The 16,840-nt window shown below is 53.7% G+C and carries 14 protein-coding genes; 2 read left to right on the plus strand and 12 right to left on the minus strand.

From position 1 onward, the window contains the following. Positions 1-23: 23 nt before the first annotated feature. From ACNQ0T_RS12200 to thpR, 12 genes are all read right to left on the minus strand, one after another. Positions 24-2,618 (minus strand): outer membrane usher protein, encoded by a 2,595-nt coding sequence (locus ACNQ0T_RS12200; RefSeq protein WP_417930095.1) that lies wholly within the window; start codon positions 2,616-2,618, stop codon positions 24-26. 81 nt (positions 2,619-2,699) lie between these two features. Next, positions 2,700-3,443: a fimbrial chaperone gene (locus ACNQ0T_RS12205; RefSeq protein WP_022647082.1), complete on the minus strand. Its 744-nt coding sequence runs from the start codon at positions 3,441-3,443 to the stop codon at positions 2,700-2,702. 85 nt (positions 3,444-3,528) lie between these two features. Then, positions 3,529-4,140, minus strand: coding sequence for a fimbrial protein (locus ACNQ0T_RS12210; protein WP_023299349.1), 612 nt, complete (start codon positions 4,138-4,140; stop codon positions 3,529-3,531). A 324-nt stretch (positions 4,141-4,464) separates the two neighbouring features. Next, positions 4,465-4,845 (minus strand): aspartate 1-decarboxylase, encoded by a 381-nt coding sequence (gene panD / locus ACNQ0T_RS12215; RefSeq protein ID WP_022647084.1) that lies wholly within the window; start codon positions 4,843-4,845, stop codon positions 4,465-4,467. Positions 4,846-4,876: 31 nt separating this feature from the next. Next, complete coding sequence (panC, locus tag ACNQ0T_RS12220) at positions 4,877-5,728, minus strand: pantoate--beta-alanine ligase (RefSeq protein WP_022647085.1); 852 nt, start codon at positions 5,726-5,728, stop codon at positions 4,877-4,879. Positions 5,729-5,739: 11 nt separating this feature from the next. Continuing rightward, a complete protein-coding gene (gene panB / locus ACNQ0T_RS12225; protein WP_022647086.1) occupies positions 5,740-6,531 on the minus strand; it encodes a 3-methyl-2-oxobutanoate hydroxymethyltransferase in 792 nt (263 codons plus the stop codon). A gap of 123 nt (positions 6,532-6,654) precedes the next feature. Further along, positions 6,655-7,134, minus strand: coding sequence for a 2-amino-4-hydroxy-6-hydroxymethyldihydropteridine diphosphokinase (gene folK / locus ACNQ0T_RS12230; protein ID WP_038415362.1), 480 nt, complete (start codon positions 7,132-7,134; stop codon positions 6,655-6,657). Further along, positions 7,131-8,528: a polynucleotide adenylyltransferase PcnB gene (gene pcnB / locus ACNQ0T_RS12235; RefSeq protein ID WP_071785222.1), complete on the minus strand. Its 1,398-nt coding sequence runs from the start codon at positions 8,526-8,528 to the stop codon at positions 7,131-7,133. The genes folK and pcnB overlap by 4 nt, the downstream gene beginning before the upstream one ends. 42 nt (positions 8,529-8,570) lie before the next feature. Continuing rightward, positions 8,571-9,461 carry a tRNA glutamyl-Q(34) synthetase GluQRS gene (gene gluQRS, locus ACNQ0T_RS12240; RefSeq protein WP_022647088.1) on the minus strand — a complete coding sequence of 297 codons (891 nt, stop codon included), beginning with the start codon at positions 9,459-9,461 and terminating at the stop codon, positions 8,571-8,573. A gap of 59 nt (positions 9,462-9,520) precedes the next feature. Then, positions 9,521-9,976: an RNA polymerase-binding protein DksA gene (gene dksA / locus ACNQ0T_RS12245; RefSeq protein ID WP_001155232.1), complete on the minus strand. Its 456-nt coding sequence runs from the start codon at positions 9,974-9,976 to the stop codon at positions 9,521-9,523. Between the two features lie 176 nt (positions 9,977-10,152). Further along, positions 10,153-10,857, minus strand: coding sequence for a DNA/RNA nuclease SfsA (gene sfsA, locus ACNQ0T_RS12250; protein WP_023299353.1), 705 nt, complete (start codon positions 10,855-10,857; stop codon positions 10,153-10,155). Further along, positions 10,847-11,401, minus strand: coding sequence for an RNA 2',3'-cyclic phosphodiesterase (gene thpR, locus ACNQ0T_RS12255; protein WP_003856249.1), 555 nt, complete (start codon positions 11,399-11,401; stop codon positions 10,847-10,849). Before thpR ends, sfsA begins: the two co-directional genes overlap by 11 nt. Positions 11,402-11,474: 73 nt before the next feature. Here thpR and hrpB point away from each other — a divergent pair, with 73 nt between their 5' ends. Both hrpB and mrcB read left to right on the plus strand, forming a co-directional pair. Further along, positions 11,475-13,904 (plus strand): ATP-dependent helicase HrpB, encoded by a 2,430-nt coding sequence (gene hrpB / locus ACNQ0T_RS12260; protein WP_417930096.1) that lies wholly within the window; start codon positions 11,475-11,477, stop codon positions 13,902-13,904. 197 nt (positions 13,905-14,101) lie between these two features. Continuing rightward, the gene (gene mrcB / locus ACNQ0T_RS12265) at positions 14,102-16,627 is read left to right on the plus strand and encodes a bifunctional glycosyl transferase/transpeptidase (protein WP_022647091.1); all 2,526 of its coding nucleotides are present in this window, start codon (positions 14,102-14,104) and stop codon (positions 16,625-16,627) included. Positions 16,628-16,840: the final 213 nt, after the last annotated feature.

The raw sequence follows: 16,840 nt of genomic DNA on the forward strand, positions 1-16,840 counted from the left end.
TGTGATTCCCTGTTTTAACATCATTACATTTGGCACTGTTGATTACTCAGAATCGTGGTTAAGCCTGCTTTCTTCGCATTTTCAGGAATCTGATAATGCACCGTGCAAGAGCTGGATCCATCGCTTCCCCATACCACCCGGAGAGCGCCTTTGTCTTCCACACCGCGTACATAAGCTTGTCCTGCCTGGCCTACCGTTCCGATAGATTCGTTTTTCTCATTCAGAACGTCTGCACCTAACGGAATAAAGCCGTTATCAGAACGTTGTAATTCCAGAACAAGCGAACGACCTTCATCCGTTTCAAAATTCACTAATACAACGGAGCCATTGCGAGGTACGGCAACAGCGCTGGTATTTTTGATTTCAACGTCTGCTTCGAGAGTGCTGATATCGAGCGATACTCGGTTTTCTCTGTAGGCTGACATATACGGCATAATCCCGTACCCGGAGCTGTTAATGCGGCTTTGGCCGTAACCCAGCCGAGCACCCGTTGCGCCACTTGCTTTTACCAGCGCAAGTGAATCCGTTTCGCCGATACTGCCGGATGTAAATACAATGCCACCCGAGTGGACAACCATTCCGCCGTTATAACTCGCGGAATACTGTTTACTATTGTCATCGCCAAAGGACGCTGAGACACCGAGCGGCCCGTAAGGACTGTTCCATGAGCTATAGCCACTGACCTGGTTCAGGTTGCCGTAGTTGCCCCCGCTTGATGAGGCGCTAACGGAATAGCTCACTTCACTGTTTTTGGAGTTGCCGCTTGCCGTAGAGTTAAAACTGGTACCGCCTTTTAAATCAGTGCGCAGGCTCATGTTGACGTTATTGAATCCGCCTGACTGCGCGCTATCTTTATTGAATATGCTGAATGGAATACTGACGTTTAAATAAACGCTGTCATCCTTTTCCCCTGTTTCGTTGTACGTGCGTTGCACAGAAACGCTATAGCTACCGTAAGCAAAACTATTGTTGTAACCCACGCTGTAGTCGGAAGTGGAGCTAGAGTCATTCCAGTAATCCTGCCAGGTGCCGCTAATATAGAGTGAGCCGTATTCATCACCGTTAACATTCAATGGCTGATTCAGGCTGACCTGTATCTGGTTTTTGGTACGCTGATAATCAGCATAAAGCTCGGCATTGCTGTCATAAGATCGATTGCCATATTCCTCGTGATGAATACTGTCCTGCAATGAGGCGGCATCGTTAAGGCTGAGATAATCTTCTGTAGAGAAGCGATAAGCTGCCACGTTAAGAGATGTGTTAGTAGCTTCAAGCATTTTGCTGTAGGTCAGCCGATAACTTTGCCCTTTAAGCGTGTCCAGCCCGTCGATATCGGCATAGGACCCGGTAACATCTAATGCGAATGCACCAATACGGGTATTCATAGCCAGACCAAGCAGGCCGGCGTAGAAATCCATATCCGTATATTGCGCACCCACGTAACCGGTAAAGGTATTATTCAGACCATACGCGTAAGTTGCGTAGCCAACGTTTGGCTTATCGTGCAATGAATCATCATTCAGCTCACCTAAACCCACATCCCAGCGGCTGGAGCCTGGGCGGAGCATTTGTGTAACTGAGGAGAACGGAACGGTAAACGTCCGTTTACTTCCATCGGCTTCCTCTACAGTGACAATCAAATCATTGCCATAGCCTGTTGTACTGAGGTCATTGATCTCGAAAGCACCGGGTGGAACGGTGGTTTCATAAATTTTATTGCCGCTTTGCGTTACGCTAACCTTGGCGTTACTGTTTGCCACACCACGAATTACTGGCGCGTAGCCAGAGGTGCCTTCCGGGAGCATGCGGTCATCGTTATACATACGCGCACCACGCAGGCTCACCGAGTCAAAGACATCACCGCGTGTGTAGGAATCACCCATTACCATCTGTGCGTTAAGTGGTGTGATGTCTCGCTGGAGGTAGATATCCTGGCTGGAATAATGTGTGCCATTATCGCTGTCCCAGTTCAGACTGCCGCGAGAACGTAAACGCCACGGCCCCACGTTCAGGCCATAATGCAAGCCCGCATAAGCGGTATCTGAATTGGTGCCGTTTGACTCGCTGTGCCAGGTATTAAGATCGTATGAGAGTAATCCGGCCGGAACACCATTATCCCATAATGAAGGATCGACATACCCTGCTGGAAGCTTAAGCACGTAGATTTGCGGGAAATTAAGATCCATTTCCTGCTTGCTACTATCAAAATTTTCAGAAGCACCGGGATAATATTTTTTGATATCTACGCAAGACGTTTCGTCGTTTTTGACATCATCGCCTAGTATGCTGGTATCAACGCCTGCCTGTGTCAGCGTGAGTTTAGTCAGACATGCTGAGGCACGTGGCGTTTTGTTATCAATGAATGTCATCTCGACCGTGGATTTTGAATTGCCATTCAAATTCACTTTTACACGGTAAGTACCTGGCAGAACTGGGTTGCCATAAGCATAACGATCGACATTGATACCTCCACCATTATCGATAAGGAACTGGTCATTAAATTCAATGGCCGATTCTGTTTCGGATGAGGTGTCTACAGCTTTTTTTTCAGTCTCGCTGGCATGCAGAGGAAATGCTGCACAGATTGCGAGACATAAAATTGATCGTTGAAATAGCATGCTTCATCCAGACAAGTCGTCGTATGAATGCTATGAATCATTCATACGTGTTATATTTATAATGTGGCGGTGGTGCGGTTATTAATTTACTTTGCTTTCAAAAGTATCAGAGCCGCCATTGTCATTAATGGTTTCGTAAGCAACAGTGCCGGTGGCAGTACTACCTAAACCTTTTACCTGCATAATTTGAGTACTAAACGGTAAAATAGATTTATGCTCAACCTGGTACTCTTTATTTGCTGATTTCAGCTTTACATTTGAAATAGATACGTTGTAAGGGGAATCATTGTGTGCGATCAGGTTTAGCGTATTACCTTGTTTTTGTTGTGACCACGTTACTTTGGCTGCTGCATCTCCTGGCGTACCTTTCAGGCCGTCAGGTCGGAAAAAGAGTTTAATACGTGTGCGGAATGCCAGCTGGAGCTGGTTAGGATTTTCACCGTCTTTCACTTTTGACTTCGGTGGAATCTCGAGCACATTGAACCAGAATAGGGATTCGCGATCTTGCGGCAATGAACCACCCAGGTACGAGATCCGAACGGATTGACCTTTTTGCGGATCAATTCGGGATACTGGTGGAGTAATAATAAACGGTAGTTTTAATTCCTGTGGATTGGTGTCATCGCGACCGTCATCGAGCCATGATTGAACTAATAGTGGTTTTTTGCCACGGTTGTCTAAAGAAACGATGACATCTTTTTGCGACTGCTGATAAACAATACGTGTTCCCGAAATAACGATATCTGCGCTTGCCTGGAATGACGCGACAGCAGCAGCTGTAAAGCAGGCAGCTTTAAATCCTTTATAAAATGATGTGCTTAACATTTTTCCACTTCCTGTTGGAATGATATCAATAGTCCCCTGACGTACGTCAGGGGATAATATGAGCATTTTATTTATACGCTTAAAATTACTCGTAGATCATGGTGAATGCAGCTTGTGCCTGAACCACACCAGCTGACACTGGGTTGTTGGCCGCATCCCAGTTCTGACCCTGGGTATACGCTACACGGTAGTAAAGTGCGCCTGCGCCTGTGGTATCAATCGTTGCTTTCTGGGTATTGTTGGTCTGATCCAGTTTGATCTGATCGGTAGCGGAGTTGCCATCGTTTGACAGTACCAGATTGACGTTTTTAGCGGCGCCTTGAGTATTTGATGGTGGAACCAGCAGACCGCCGGAAGTTGAAGAAGAACCCGCCCAGGAATCAAACTGAGCAGATGCCTGGTTGACGGTAGCAGAATCACAACCTGTCAGGGTAAGGGAGAATTTCTTTTCTCCCAGGGTGCTGGTGGTACCCAGCGCATTAGCGAAGTCTTTTACAAACACGGTATCCAGGTTAACGTCAAAATCATTACCATCCTGGTCAATCTTCTGATCCAGGGATACTTTACAGGTGTTATTAGAAACCATACCGTGGAAAGTAATAGTGCCTGTATCTGAAGGAATATCAGCTGCCATTGCAGAACCCGCACTCAGAACCATTGCTACTACAGTTGCCAGACCTAATTTATTAAAAGACATTTTTTATATCCATATTTAAATGCTAGAAAAGTGAACATAAGCAAGGCTTATGTTCGTTCCGAACAGATGCTTCGGGAAAAGGATTCTAAGTGATGAGTAATGGTTGTGAGAAGCCGTTAGGCGTTAGAAATACTTAAACGATCTTTAAGTCAATATGATTATTTAATAGTGAATGATAATAATTGTTCATCATTTTGATGAGCAGGTGTTCGGCAGGGTGACTTGAATATATTAATAAAAATATATAAAAAGAACGCTATTCATTTTAATTATGTATAAATTACCCAACCTATTTGTCGGGTAATTTATAACAGTACTATTGGCTTAGGCAACCTGAACCGGAATTGCCTTCGCAATACGTTTCATTTCATTATCGCCTTCAAAGTATGCCACTTTTGGCTGCCAGCGACGTGCCTCTTCGTCAGACATCATCACAAAGCTGGCAATAATGACGATATCACCCACGTCCGCGCAGTGCGCCGCTGCCCCATTAACGGAGATGATTTTAGACCCGCGTTCAGCGGCAATCGCGTACGTTGAAAAGCGTTTGCCGTTATTAACGTTCCAGATATCAATAGCTTCGTTTTCGAGAATACCCGCCGCGTCGAGAAAATCCTGGTCGATCGCGCAGGAGCCTTCATAGTGCAGGTCGGCCTGGGTGACTTTCACACGGTGAAGCTTACCTTGTAGCATTTTGCGAATCATTACGTTTACCTTTCACTTCCGGGTAGTAAAACTACGCCAGTTCAACCACTTTGTTGTCGATAAGGCGGGCCTGGCCGAGCCAAGCCGCCACCAGAATTACCGCACGTTTGCTGGTATCTGAGAGTTCCAGAAGCGTATCGGCATCCCGAATTTGAACGTCGTCAGCACGAAGACCTTTCTCGTTCAGCGCCTGTTCAGCCAGAGCGATGATTTCTTCTGCGGTTAATTCTTTTGCCAGCAGTTGCTCTGCCATGGTATTCATGACTTTGCTTAAGCCTGGCGCAATTTTACGCTGTTCCGCAGTCAGATAGCCGTTACGGGAGCTAAGCGCCAGGCCATCTTTCGCACGTACAATCGGCACGCCGACAATCTCTATGTCGTAGCCCATATCGGCAACCATTTTGCGGATCAGCGCCAGCTGCTGGAAATCTTTCTCGCCAAAGCAGGCGATGTCCGGCTGCACCAGGTTAAACAGCTTGCTGACGATGGTGGAAACGCCGCGGAAATGGCCCGGACGGCTGGCACCCTCCAGCATGGTCGAAATACCCGGTACGTCGACGTAGGTCGCTTCAGTGGTACCCTGAGGATAAACATCTGCGGGGGCCGGTGCGAAGACGATATCCGCATGACGTTTTTTGAGCTTCTCGCAATCTTCCTGCAAGGTACGTGGATAGCGCGCCAGATCGTCTTCGCGATCGAACTGCATCGGGTTAACGAAGATACTGACTACCACGATATCTGCACGGGCTCTCGCTTCATCGACCAGCTTCATATGGCCGTCGTGCAGATTGCCCATGGTCGGGACCAGGGCGATACGTTTACCTTCCTGACGTGCACGGCGGATATGCTGGCGCAGCAGCGGCAGAGTTTCTATGATTAGCACACCTGGACTCCTTAATGGAAACTGTGTTCTTCGCCCGGATAAACGCCGGACTCAACCTCGGCAATATACTGCCGCACAGCAGCACGCATGTCGCCTGCTTCTGTCAGGAAATTTTTAGCAAATTTTGGAATGTGACCGCCGGTGATCCCGAAGGCGTCGTGCATGACCAGAATCTGGCCATCGGTGACGTTGCCCGCGCCGATGCCGATCACCGGAATCGACAGCGCCTCAGTGATACGCTTAGCCAGCTCAACCGGCACACACTCCAGCACCAGCAGCTGTGCACCAGCGGCTTCCAGCGCCAGGGCATCATCAAACAGCGTCTGCGCCGCATCGCCACGCCCCTGAACTTTATAACCGCCAAAGATATTCACGGACTGCGGCGTCAGCCCTAAGTGCCCGCAAACTGGCACGGCCCGTTCGGTGAGCATTTTCACCGTATCGACCAGCCAGTCGCCGCCTTCGATTTTGACCATATTGGCGCCGGCGCGCATCACTGTTGCCGCATTTTCAAAGGCCTGTTCCGGGGTGGCATACGCCATAAACGGCAGATCGGAAAGTAGCAGGCAGGCGGGCGCACCCCGGCGCACGGCGCGGGTATGGTAAGCAATATCCTCGACCGTGACCGGCAGAGTAGAATCATGTCCTTGTACCGTCATCCCTAACGAGTCTCCGACCAGCATGACGTTGATCCCTTCTTCGGCAAACAGTTTTGCGAAGCTGTAGTCATACGCGGTGATAGTGGCGAAGCGTTTCTTTTCCTGCTTGCATTTCTGCAATAAGGAGATGGTAGTTGGTTTCATACTGTTTCCTGATGGCCCAAAAGCGGATCTTTGCGCATTCTAACAGTAACATTCGAGGGAACAATGATTTTAGGCAATCGATTAACCATATTTAACACATGGCTAATCGGGGGTGACACGGGATTACCAGCGGACCGGTTTTTCCGCGTTGAGGCTTTGCAGAACGGCGTTCAGCGAGGTGCCGTCAGGGAAGGTGAGATCGGGGGCGACTTCAAACAGCGGCCAGAGCATAAACCCACGGTTTTTCATGTCATAGTGCGGAACGGTGAGGCGCTCGGTGTTAATCACCTTGTGGCCGAAAAGCATAATATCGAGGTCGAGCGTGCGCGGTCCCCAGCGTTCGGCTTTACGTACGCGACCCTGCTGTAGCTCAATACGCTGGGTATTATCCAGCAGCGTTTCTGCGTCAAGGGCTGTTTCCAGCACCACGGCGGCGTTCAGATAATCAGGCTGATCCTGCGGGCCGAGCGGGGGCGTACGGTAAAAGGAGGAGACCGCCACGATATGGCTTTGCGGGATCTCCCCCAGCGCCTGAACGGCAGCGTTAACCTGCTCAAGCGGAGAGGCCAGATTGCTGCCGATGGCAATATACGCCAGGGTCATGCTGTGCCTTCACGACGCGGCGCGCGCTTGCGCGGGCGACGGTGACGACGGCGCGGTGCCGGCTCGTCATCGAGATCCGTGAGCATATCTTTTTGCTCCGGTGGTGCAGAGACCTGAAATTCTCCCCACCACTGCGCCAGGCGCTGTAGCTCCTGGTTTCTTTCGACTTCAGCACGCAGAGAGAGCAAATCGAACGCGGCGCGGAACTTAGGATGCTCCATCAGTTTCCAGGCACGTTTACCCTGACGGCGGGACATACGCAGCTGAAGCTGCCAGATATCACGCACCAGCGTGGTAATACGTTTCGGGATCGCCAGCGTGCGACAGCCTTCGTCCAGCACGTCGTTTGCCGCCAGCGCGAACGCATCATAATAGGCGAGGCCGCTCTCCTGGGTAATGCGCTGCGCCGTTTCCAGCAGCGGATACCAGAACATGGCCGCGAACAGGAACGCCGGATTCACGCGCATATCGTTATGAATACGGGTATCCGTGTTCTTCAGCACCTGTGCAATCATCCGCTCCATTGCGCTGTCACCGTTTTCGGTGAAGTAGCGGGTAATGGTCGGGAACAGCGGCTGGAACAGGTTGTATTCACGCAGCAAATTGTAGGTTTCAAACCCGTAGCCTGCCTGGAGCAGCTTTAACGACTCCTCAAACAGACGGGCAGGGGGGACGTCGTTAATCAGCGTCGCCAGGCGCGGGATCGGCTCTGCGGTTTCCGGGCTGATACGCATGTTTAGCTTGGCGGCGAAACGCACGGCGCGCAGCATTCGGACCGGATCTTCGCGATAGCGCGTTTCCGGCGTGCCGATCAGGCGAATCAGGCCGTCTTTCAGATCCTGCATACCGCCGACGTAATCGCGCACGGTAAAATCCGCCACGCTGTAGTAAAGGCTGTTGATGGTGAAATCGCGACGCTGAGCATCTTCTTCAATAGAGCCGAAGATGTTGTCGCGCAGCAGCATGCCGTTTTGGCCGCGCTGGGAAGTTGTGCGATCGTTGACGCCCGCTTCGTGGTGACCGCGGAAGGTCGCCACTTCAATAATTTCCGGTCCAAACATCACGTGCGCCAGACGGAAACGGCGACCAACCAGACGGCAGTTGCGGAATAATTTACGCACCTGTTCAGGCGTGGCGCTGGTCGTCACGTCGAAATCTTTTGGTTTTTTGCCCAGCAGTAAATCGCGCACCCCGCCGCCGACGAGATAGGCCTCGTAGCCTGCTTTATTCAGACGATAGAGCACCTTGAGGGCATTTTCACTGATATCTTTGCGGGAAATATTGTGCTGCTCACGCGGAATGACCGACATGTGTGGCTGTGCAATAGCATCATTCGCCATGCTCTCTTCGCGGCTCAGCACTTTACGGCAAAAATTAGCGACTCGGGTAAAAATAGTACACCTCGTAGTGTGTTTTGTTATCAAAAAAGCGGCTAATCATAGCTCAGCGCAACGCATTTGAGAATGCTGGATTTTTGGCACGGCCATAAGCGTCCAGTCAGCAATGGCCGTTTTCAGCAATTCATCCAGACTCAGATCCTGCCATTCCTGCGTTACATTCTGGTTGAGAAATCGCAGCGCGTCGATCAATACCGGGCGCGGATCGCCGTCAGGCAGCGCCGGGGCATGATTCTGTTTTGACAGCTTACTCCCCTGTTCATTGACCGCCAGCGGCAGATGAATGTAATCCGGCACCGTCCAGCCAAACTGCTGGTAAAGCGATATTTGCCGCACGGTAGGCTCAACCAAATCCGCCCCACGCACGATTTCCGTGACGCCCTGGAAATGGTCATCGACAACCACCGCCAGGTTATAGGCAAACAAGCCATCACGACGGTGAATAATAAAATCTTCACGCGCCAGACGATCATCCGCCTGAATGGTTCCTGAGAGGACATCGGTAAACTGCGTCACCGGAGCGCGCTGTATCAGCCGTACGGCGGCATTCTCAGGGCCGTTGTGCCGCGTACGGCAGTGGCCGTCGTAAACGCCACCCACGCTCTGAATTCGCGCACGCGTGCAGGTGCAGTTATAGGAAAGGCCCTGTTCAGCAAGCCACGCCAGACGTTCACGGTAGGCATCATGGCGTTGAGACTGCCAGAGTACGTCGCCGTCCCAGTGAAGACCGTAATGTTCCAGCTGACGCAGAATAGTTTCTGCCGCACCGGGAACTTCACGCGGAGGATCGATATCTTCAATGCGAACCAGCCATTTACCCTGACGGGCGCGAGCCTGTAGGTAGCTGCCGAGCGCGGCAATTAATGAGCCGAAGTGTAATTCACCGGAGGGAGATGGCGCAAAGCGCCCGATATAGTGAGATTCAGACATATCAACGGTAACAAGGCGGGAGAAACTCCCGCCTTAGCAGAGTAGTGAGAGGGAAGGCGTTAGCCAGCCATCTGTTTTTCGCGGATTTCTGCCAGCGTTTTACAGTCGATGCACAGATCGGCTGTTGGACGCGCTTCCAGACGACGAATACCGATTTCAACACCGCAGGATTCGCAGTAGCCAAAATCTTCGTCCTCGACCTTTTTCAGCGTTTTCTCGATCTTTTTGATCAGTTTGCGCTCGCGGTCACGGTTACGCAGTTCGAGGCTGAACTCTTCTTCCTGAGCGGCACGGTCGACCGGATCCGGGAAGTTAGCAGCTTCATCCTGCATATGTGTAACGGTGCGATCGACTTCATCCCTGAGTTGATTACGCCATGCTTCAAGAATACGCTTGAAGTGCGACAGCTGGGCTTCGTTCATATACTCTTCGCCCGGCTTCTCTTGATACGGCTCCACCCCAGCGATGGCGAGAATACTCAGGGACGATGTTTTACGGTTTTGCCCTTCTTGCATGTTGCTTCTCCTTAACACGCACTATCGATCCCCGTGTTGGGGGAAAAATCAGGTCGCTATAAATAGCAGATGCTTTTCCGTATGGCAATTATCTAAACGTAACACTTGACAACCCTGTGAGGAAAAGCGTATTTGCGCACGCGGCCAGAACACTTATTAGTCAATCGTCTAATCCCTTATAGGACAATGGGAAGAGAGGATCTCAGAGTCATATTATCGGCAGAAAGTTCCGCTTTATAAGCGAAAATCTCTACCCCCTGCTTTTGTGCCTCATTCAACAATTGCGCGTATTTAGGATCAATATGACGGGCCGGGGAAAACCGTTCAATGGCTGAATGCAGAACCGCAAACAGCAACACGGCGCGCTTGCCCGCCGCCGCTACACTCATTAGCTCCCGCAGATGCTTCTGGCCACGTAGCGTTACCGCATCCGGAAAGAAGCCGTTTTCCTCTTCCGCTAACGTCACTGATTTCACTTCAATATAGCACTCAGGGCGGTCTTCCGCCTGTAACATAAAATCAATTCTGCTGCTTTCATCGCCATATTTCACTTCGCTTTTTTGCGTGCCGTAACCCACCAGTTCAGGAAGGATTCCATTTGTCAGGGCTTCCTTAACCAGCTGATTTGCGCGCAGGGTATTAACGCAAATAAATGCCCCGCTTTGCGTCTCGGTCATTTCCCAGGTATGAGGATATTTGCGTTTAGTATTTTCTGATGTGGAATACCAGACCGTGTCACCCGGCGTGGCGCAACCGGTCATGGCACCGGTGTTAGGACAATGCAGCGTGAGCGTTTCGCCCTCAGGGGTGATCACGTCAGCGAGAAAGCGTTTGTAACGCTGGATCAGCGTGGCGGGCTGGAGTGCAGGGCTAAACTTCATCAGGATTCCTTAACGTATCGCCCAGCGTCCAGCGCTGGAGCGGAGTATAGCGGGTGCGTCCTTGTACAAAGGCAGATTCGTACAGCGCAAATTCATTCACCTGAAAGGACCAGTGGAAGCCCGGTGGCGGGATGGCAACAGCCTGACCCGCATCGCGCAGCAGGGTAATGTGGGGATGAAACGGCTGCGGGCTCTGATAACAGCCGCTGCGCGCGGCCTGTGCCCGCAGCATATTTGCGAGCTGGAGCAGTCCGCGAGGGGGCTGCCGCGTCCCCAGCCAGACCACCCGAGAGCGTAGCCATTGCCCGGCATCGTCAAGATGCAGCGTAAAACCCGGCTGAGAAATGCGTCCGGCCATTGCGCTTAACGCGCGCTGCTTTTCTGCGCTCACCTCGCCAAGAAAAGCTAACGTCAGGTGCATATTGGCGGCGACGACAGGGCGGCCCGCTTCCGCGGGGAAGTGGCTGGCGCGCCACCGAACAATTTGCCGTTGAAGCGTGGTGGGTAATTCAATGGCGAAGAATAGCCGTTTTGACTCAGACATGCGCAAGACTCGGTAATGATATGCGCCGATGCTACAATGTACGCCAATTAATGTTAACCCTCTGGAGCCGTAAGTGTCCTCTTTGCCCGTCGCCGTCGTCCTTCCTGAGCTTCTCGCAGCCTTAGAACATGCGCCACAGGTTTTGCTCAGCGCGCCCACCGGAGCGGGTAAATCCACCTGGCTGCCCCTGCAAATTCTGCGCGAGGGGAGCATCAGCGGGAAAATTATCCTGCTGGAACCGCGCAGGCTGGCGGCGCGCAATGTGGCGCAGCGCCTGGCGGAACTGCTGAATGAAAAACCGGGCGAGACGGTAGGGTACCGGATGCGCGCCGAAACCTGCATTGGCCCGTCTACGCGGCTGGAGGTGGTCACTGAAGGCATTCTTACCCGTATGCTGCAAAACGATCCGGAGCTGAGCGGCGTCGGGCTGGTGATCCTTGATGAATTTCACGAGCGCAGCCTCCAGGCCGATCTGGCCCTTGCGCTGCTGCTCGACGTTCAGCAGGGGCTGCGCGACGACCTTCGGCTGCTGATTATGTCGGCGACGCTGGATAACGAGCGGCTCCGGCAGACGCTCCCTGACGCGCCGATGATCTCCTCTGAAGGGCGTGCGTTCCCGGTCGAGCGCCGCTATCAGCCGCTGCCTGCCCATCAGCGTTTTGACGAAGCCGTTGCCATCGCCACCGCCGAATTGCTCCGTCAGGAACCCGGCTCGCTGCTGCTGTTTTTACCCGGCGTAGGCGAAATCCAGCGCGTACAGGAGCAACTGGCATCCAGGGTGAGCAGTGACGTTATGCTGTGCCCGCTCTACGGCGCGCTGCATTTGGCTGACCAGCGCAAGGCGATCCTTCCCGCACCGGCGGGGCAACGCAAAGTGATACTGGCGACCAATATCGCCGAAACCAGTTTGACCATCGAAGGCATTCGCCTGGTGGTGGACAGTACGCAGGAGAGGGTGGCCAGTTTTGATCCGCGTACCGGGCTGACCAGGCTACTGACGCAGCGCATCAGCCAGGCCTCAATGGTGCAGCGCGCAGGCCGAGCAGGGCGTCTTGAGCCGGGTATTTGCCTGCATTTAACCAGCGCCGAGCAGGCGGAGCGTGCGGCATTGCAGAGTACGCCTGAGATTTTACAAAGCGATCTCTCCGGGCTGGTAATGGATCTGATGCAGTGGGGCTGCCCGGACCCTGACCAGCTCACCTGGCTTAATCCTCCGCCTGTTGTGAACCTTTCCGCCGCGCGCAGCCTGCTGACCCAGCTTGGCGCGCTGGAAGGCGAGCGACTGACGGCGCGCGGCCAGAAAATGGCGGCGCTGGGCAACGATCCGCGTCTGGCAGCGATGCTGGTGGCAGCACAAGGCGACGATGAAATTGCCACGGCGGCAAAACTGGCGGCTATTCTTGAGGAGCCGCCGCGCGGTGGCAGCAGCGATCTGGGACAGGCCTTTTCACGCCAGCAGGGAAACTGGCAACAGCGCGCGCAGCAGTTGTGTCACCGCCTGAAGAGCCGGGGAGGATCGCCTGACAGCGATAAAGTTATCCCTCTTCTGGCCCAGGCCTTCCCGGACAGAATCGCGCGCCGTCGCGGGCTGGATGGTCGTTATCAACTGGCAAATGGGATGGGCGCGATGCTGGACAGCGATGATGCTCTGACGCGTCATGAATGGCTGATCGCGCCGCTCTTACTCCAGGGCAGTCACTCCCCGGATGCGCGCATCTTGCAGGCGGTTGCCGTAGATATTGACGCCCTGACGCGTGCCTGCCCGCAGCTGCTTCAGCAATCTGACATTGTCGAATGGGATGATGCCCAGGGCACGCTGAAGGCGTTCCGTCGTAGCCAGATTGGCAAACTGACGCTCGGGACAAAACCGCTGGCTAAGCCGTCGGAGGAAGAGTTACACCAGGCGATGCTGAACGGCATTCGGGAAAAAGGGCTGAGCGTATTGAACTGGACGCCTGAGGCCGAACAATATCGCATTCGCCTGCACTGCGCCGCGAAGTGGCTGCCGGAACAGGGGTGGCCAGCGGTGGATGATGAGACGCTGCTCGCGACGCTTGAACAGTGGTTGTTGCCGCAGATGAGCGGCGTACACTCCCTGCGCGCCCTGAAGGCGCTTGATGTTAAGGCAGCGTTACAGAATTTACTGGACTGGTCGTTACGTCAACGTCTGGATAGTGAACTGCCTGGGCATTACACTGTGCCAACCGGGAGCCGGATTGCCATTCGTTATCATGAGGATAATCCGCCAGCGCTGGCGGTTCGGATGCAGGAGATGTTTGGTGAGGCCACCACGCCGTCAATCGCTGAAGGGCGCGTGCCGTTAGTGCTTGAGCTGCTTTCGCCTGCGCATCGTCCCTTGCAGATCACCCGCGATCTGAGGGCGTTCTGGGCGGGGAGCTATCGTGAAGTGCAGAAAGAGATGAAGGGGCGATATCCCAAACACGTCTGGCCGGACGATCCGGCGAATACCGCGCCGACACGGCGCACGAAGAAATATTCGTAATGGGGGAGTGCGGCCTGAAAGGGAAAGTGCGGCCTGATGCCCTCACCCCGGCCCTCTCCCACAGGGAGAGGGAGAAAACACTAAAGACTTTCCTGTCAGGAAAGTCTTGCTGTTTATTTTGAGAGATTTCTTCTTTCACTGACCTGTGCAAGATAAGAAAATCTGGCCTTTGCGCCTGAATGTTGCGGAGAAAAAGCATGGCGGGGAATGACCGCGAGCCAATAGGACGTAAGGGAAAGCCGACGCGTCCGGCGAAAGAAAAGGTAAGCCGTCGTCGCCTCAGAGATGAGGAGTATGACGATGACTATGAAGACGATTATGAGGATGAAGAACCGATGCCGCGTAAAGGGAAAGGCAAAGGGCGTAAGCCACGTGGTAAGCGCGGCTGGTTCTGGCTGCTGCTGAAGCTGTTTATTGTTTTTGTTGTCCTGATCGCGATTTACGGCGTTTATCTGGATCAGAAGATCCGCAGCCGTATTGACGGGAAAGTCTGGCAATTGCCTGCGGCAGTGTACGGCCGCATGGTGAACCTTGAGCCGGACATGTCCATCAGCAAGAACGAGATGGTGAAGCTGCTGCAAGCCACGCAGTATCGTCAGGTCACGAAAATGACCCGTCCGGGTGAATTTACCGTCCAGGCGAAAAGCATTGAGATGATCCGCCGTCCGTTCGACTTCCCGGACAGTAAAGAGGGGCAGGTGCGCGCGCGTCTGACCTTTGACGGCGATCGCCTGGAAACCATTGAGAACATGGATAACGATCGCCAGTTCGGTTTCTTCCGTCTCGATCCACGTCTCATCACCATGCTGTCGTCCGCAAACGGCGAACAGCGCCTGTTCGTGGCGCGTAACGGCTTCCCGGATCTGCTGGTGGATACCCTGCTGGCAACCGAAGACCGCCACTTCTACGAGCACGACGGTATTAGCCTTTACTCCATTGGTCGTGCGGTACTGGCGAACCTGACCGCGGGGCGTACGGTGCAGGGGGCGAGTACCCTGACCCAGCAGCTGGTGAAAAACCTGTTCCTCTCCAGCGAGCGCTCTTACTGGCGTAAAGCCAACGAAGCGTACATGGCCGTGCTGATGGATGCGCGCTACAGCAAGGATCGTATTCTTGAGCTGTACATGAACGAGGTGTACCTCGGTCAGAGCGGCGATAACGAGATCCGCGGCTTCCCGCTGGCGAGCCTGTACTACTTTGGCCGTCCGGTAGAAGAGCTGAGCCTTGACCAGCAGGCGCTGCTGGTGGGCATGGTAAAAGGCGCGTCGATCTACAACCCGTGGCGTAACCCGAAACTGGCGCTGGAGCGTCGTAACCTGGTGCTGCGTCTGCTGCAACAACAGCAGGTGATTGACCAGGAGCTGTACGACATGCTGAGCGCGCGTCCGCTGGGCGTTCAGCCGCGCGGTGGGGTGATCTCTCCGCAGCCTGCCTTTATGCAGATGGTACGTCAGGAGTTGCAGTCTAAGCTCGGCGATAAAGTGAAAGATCTCTCCGGGGTGAAGATCTTCACCACCTTTGACTCCGTGGCGCAGGATGCGGCAGAAAAAGCGGCGGTTGAAGGTATTCCGGTTCTGAAGAAGCAGCGTAAGCTGAGCGATCTGGAAACCGCGATGGTGGTAGTTGATCGCAACACCGGCGAAGTTCGCGCCATGGTGGGCGGCGCCGAGCCGCAGTATGCGGGCTATAACCGCGCGATGCAGGCGCGTCGTTCGATTGGTTCACTGGCAAAACCGGCAACCTACCTGACCGCGCTGAGCCAGCCGAATCTCTATCGACTGAACACCTGGATTGCCGATGCGCCAATCTCCCTGCGCCAGCCTAACGGCCAGGTGTGGTCTCCGCAGAACGATGATAAGCAGTTCAGCGGCCAGGTGATGCTGGTGGATGCGTTAACCCGCTCGATGAACGTGCCGACTGTTAACCTCGGCATGGCGCTGGGCCTCCCCGCCATCACCGACACCTGGCAGAAGCTGGGCGTACCGAAAGATCAGCTGCACCCTGTGCCAGCGATGATCCTGGGGGCGCTTAACCTGACGCCAATCGAAGTGGCCCAGGCGTTCCAGACCATCGCCAGCGGCGGAAACCGTGCTCCGCTCTCCGCCCTGCGTTCGGTGATTGCCGAAGATGGCTCCGTGCTGTATCAGAGCTTCCCGCAGGCGGAGCGCGCTGTTCCGGCGCAGGCGGCCTATATGACGCTGTGGACCATGCAGCAGGTGGTCCAGCGCGGTACCGGGCGTCAGCTGGGGGCGAAGTATCCTGGTCTGCATCTGGCGGGTAAAACCGGGACTACCAACAACAACGTCGATACCTGGTTCGCCGGTATTGATGGCCGTGAAGTGGTGATCACCTGGGTGGGCCGCGATAACAACCAGCCGACCAAACTGTATGGTGCGAGCGGCGCGATGTCGATTTACCAGCGCTATCTGGCCAATCAGTCTCCGGTGCCGCTGAACCTCGTTGCCCCGGAAGATATCGTCGATATGGGCGTGGACAGCTCGGGTAACTTCATCTGTGGCGGCGGCGTGCGTTCGCTGCCGGTCTGGACGACCAACCCGGATGCGCTGTGCCAGCAAAGCCAGCCAGAAGAACCGACAGGTAACCCGTTCGATCAGTCTTCTCAACCTCAGCAGCCGCAGCAGCAACAGCCGCAGCAGCAGAACGAGAAGAAAGACAGCGACGGCGTCGCCGGCTGGATCAAGGATATGTTCGGCGGCAACTAGCCCTTATGACACCCCCTTCCCTGGAAGGGGGTATTTTTTCACCTCAGCAACTCATTTCCTTAACCCTATTTTCAATCCTTATTAACGACCCGTTTTCCGTTGATTATTTCTTAAACCCTCAATTCTTGTAGGGCCGCATATCGCTTGCTATGCCGTCAGCGTTTCGCATATTATTCTGCGGTCATAATAATAATTCTCGTTTACGTTATCATT

It is taken from the genome of Enterobacter cloacae complex sp.6700776, from assembly GCF_048284255.1.
In the GTDB taxonomy this organism is placed as follows: Bacteria; Pseudomonadota; Gammaproteobacteria; order Enterobacterales; family Enterobacteriaceae; genus Enterobacter; species Enterobacter intestinihominis.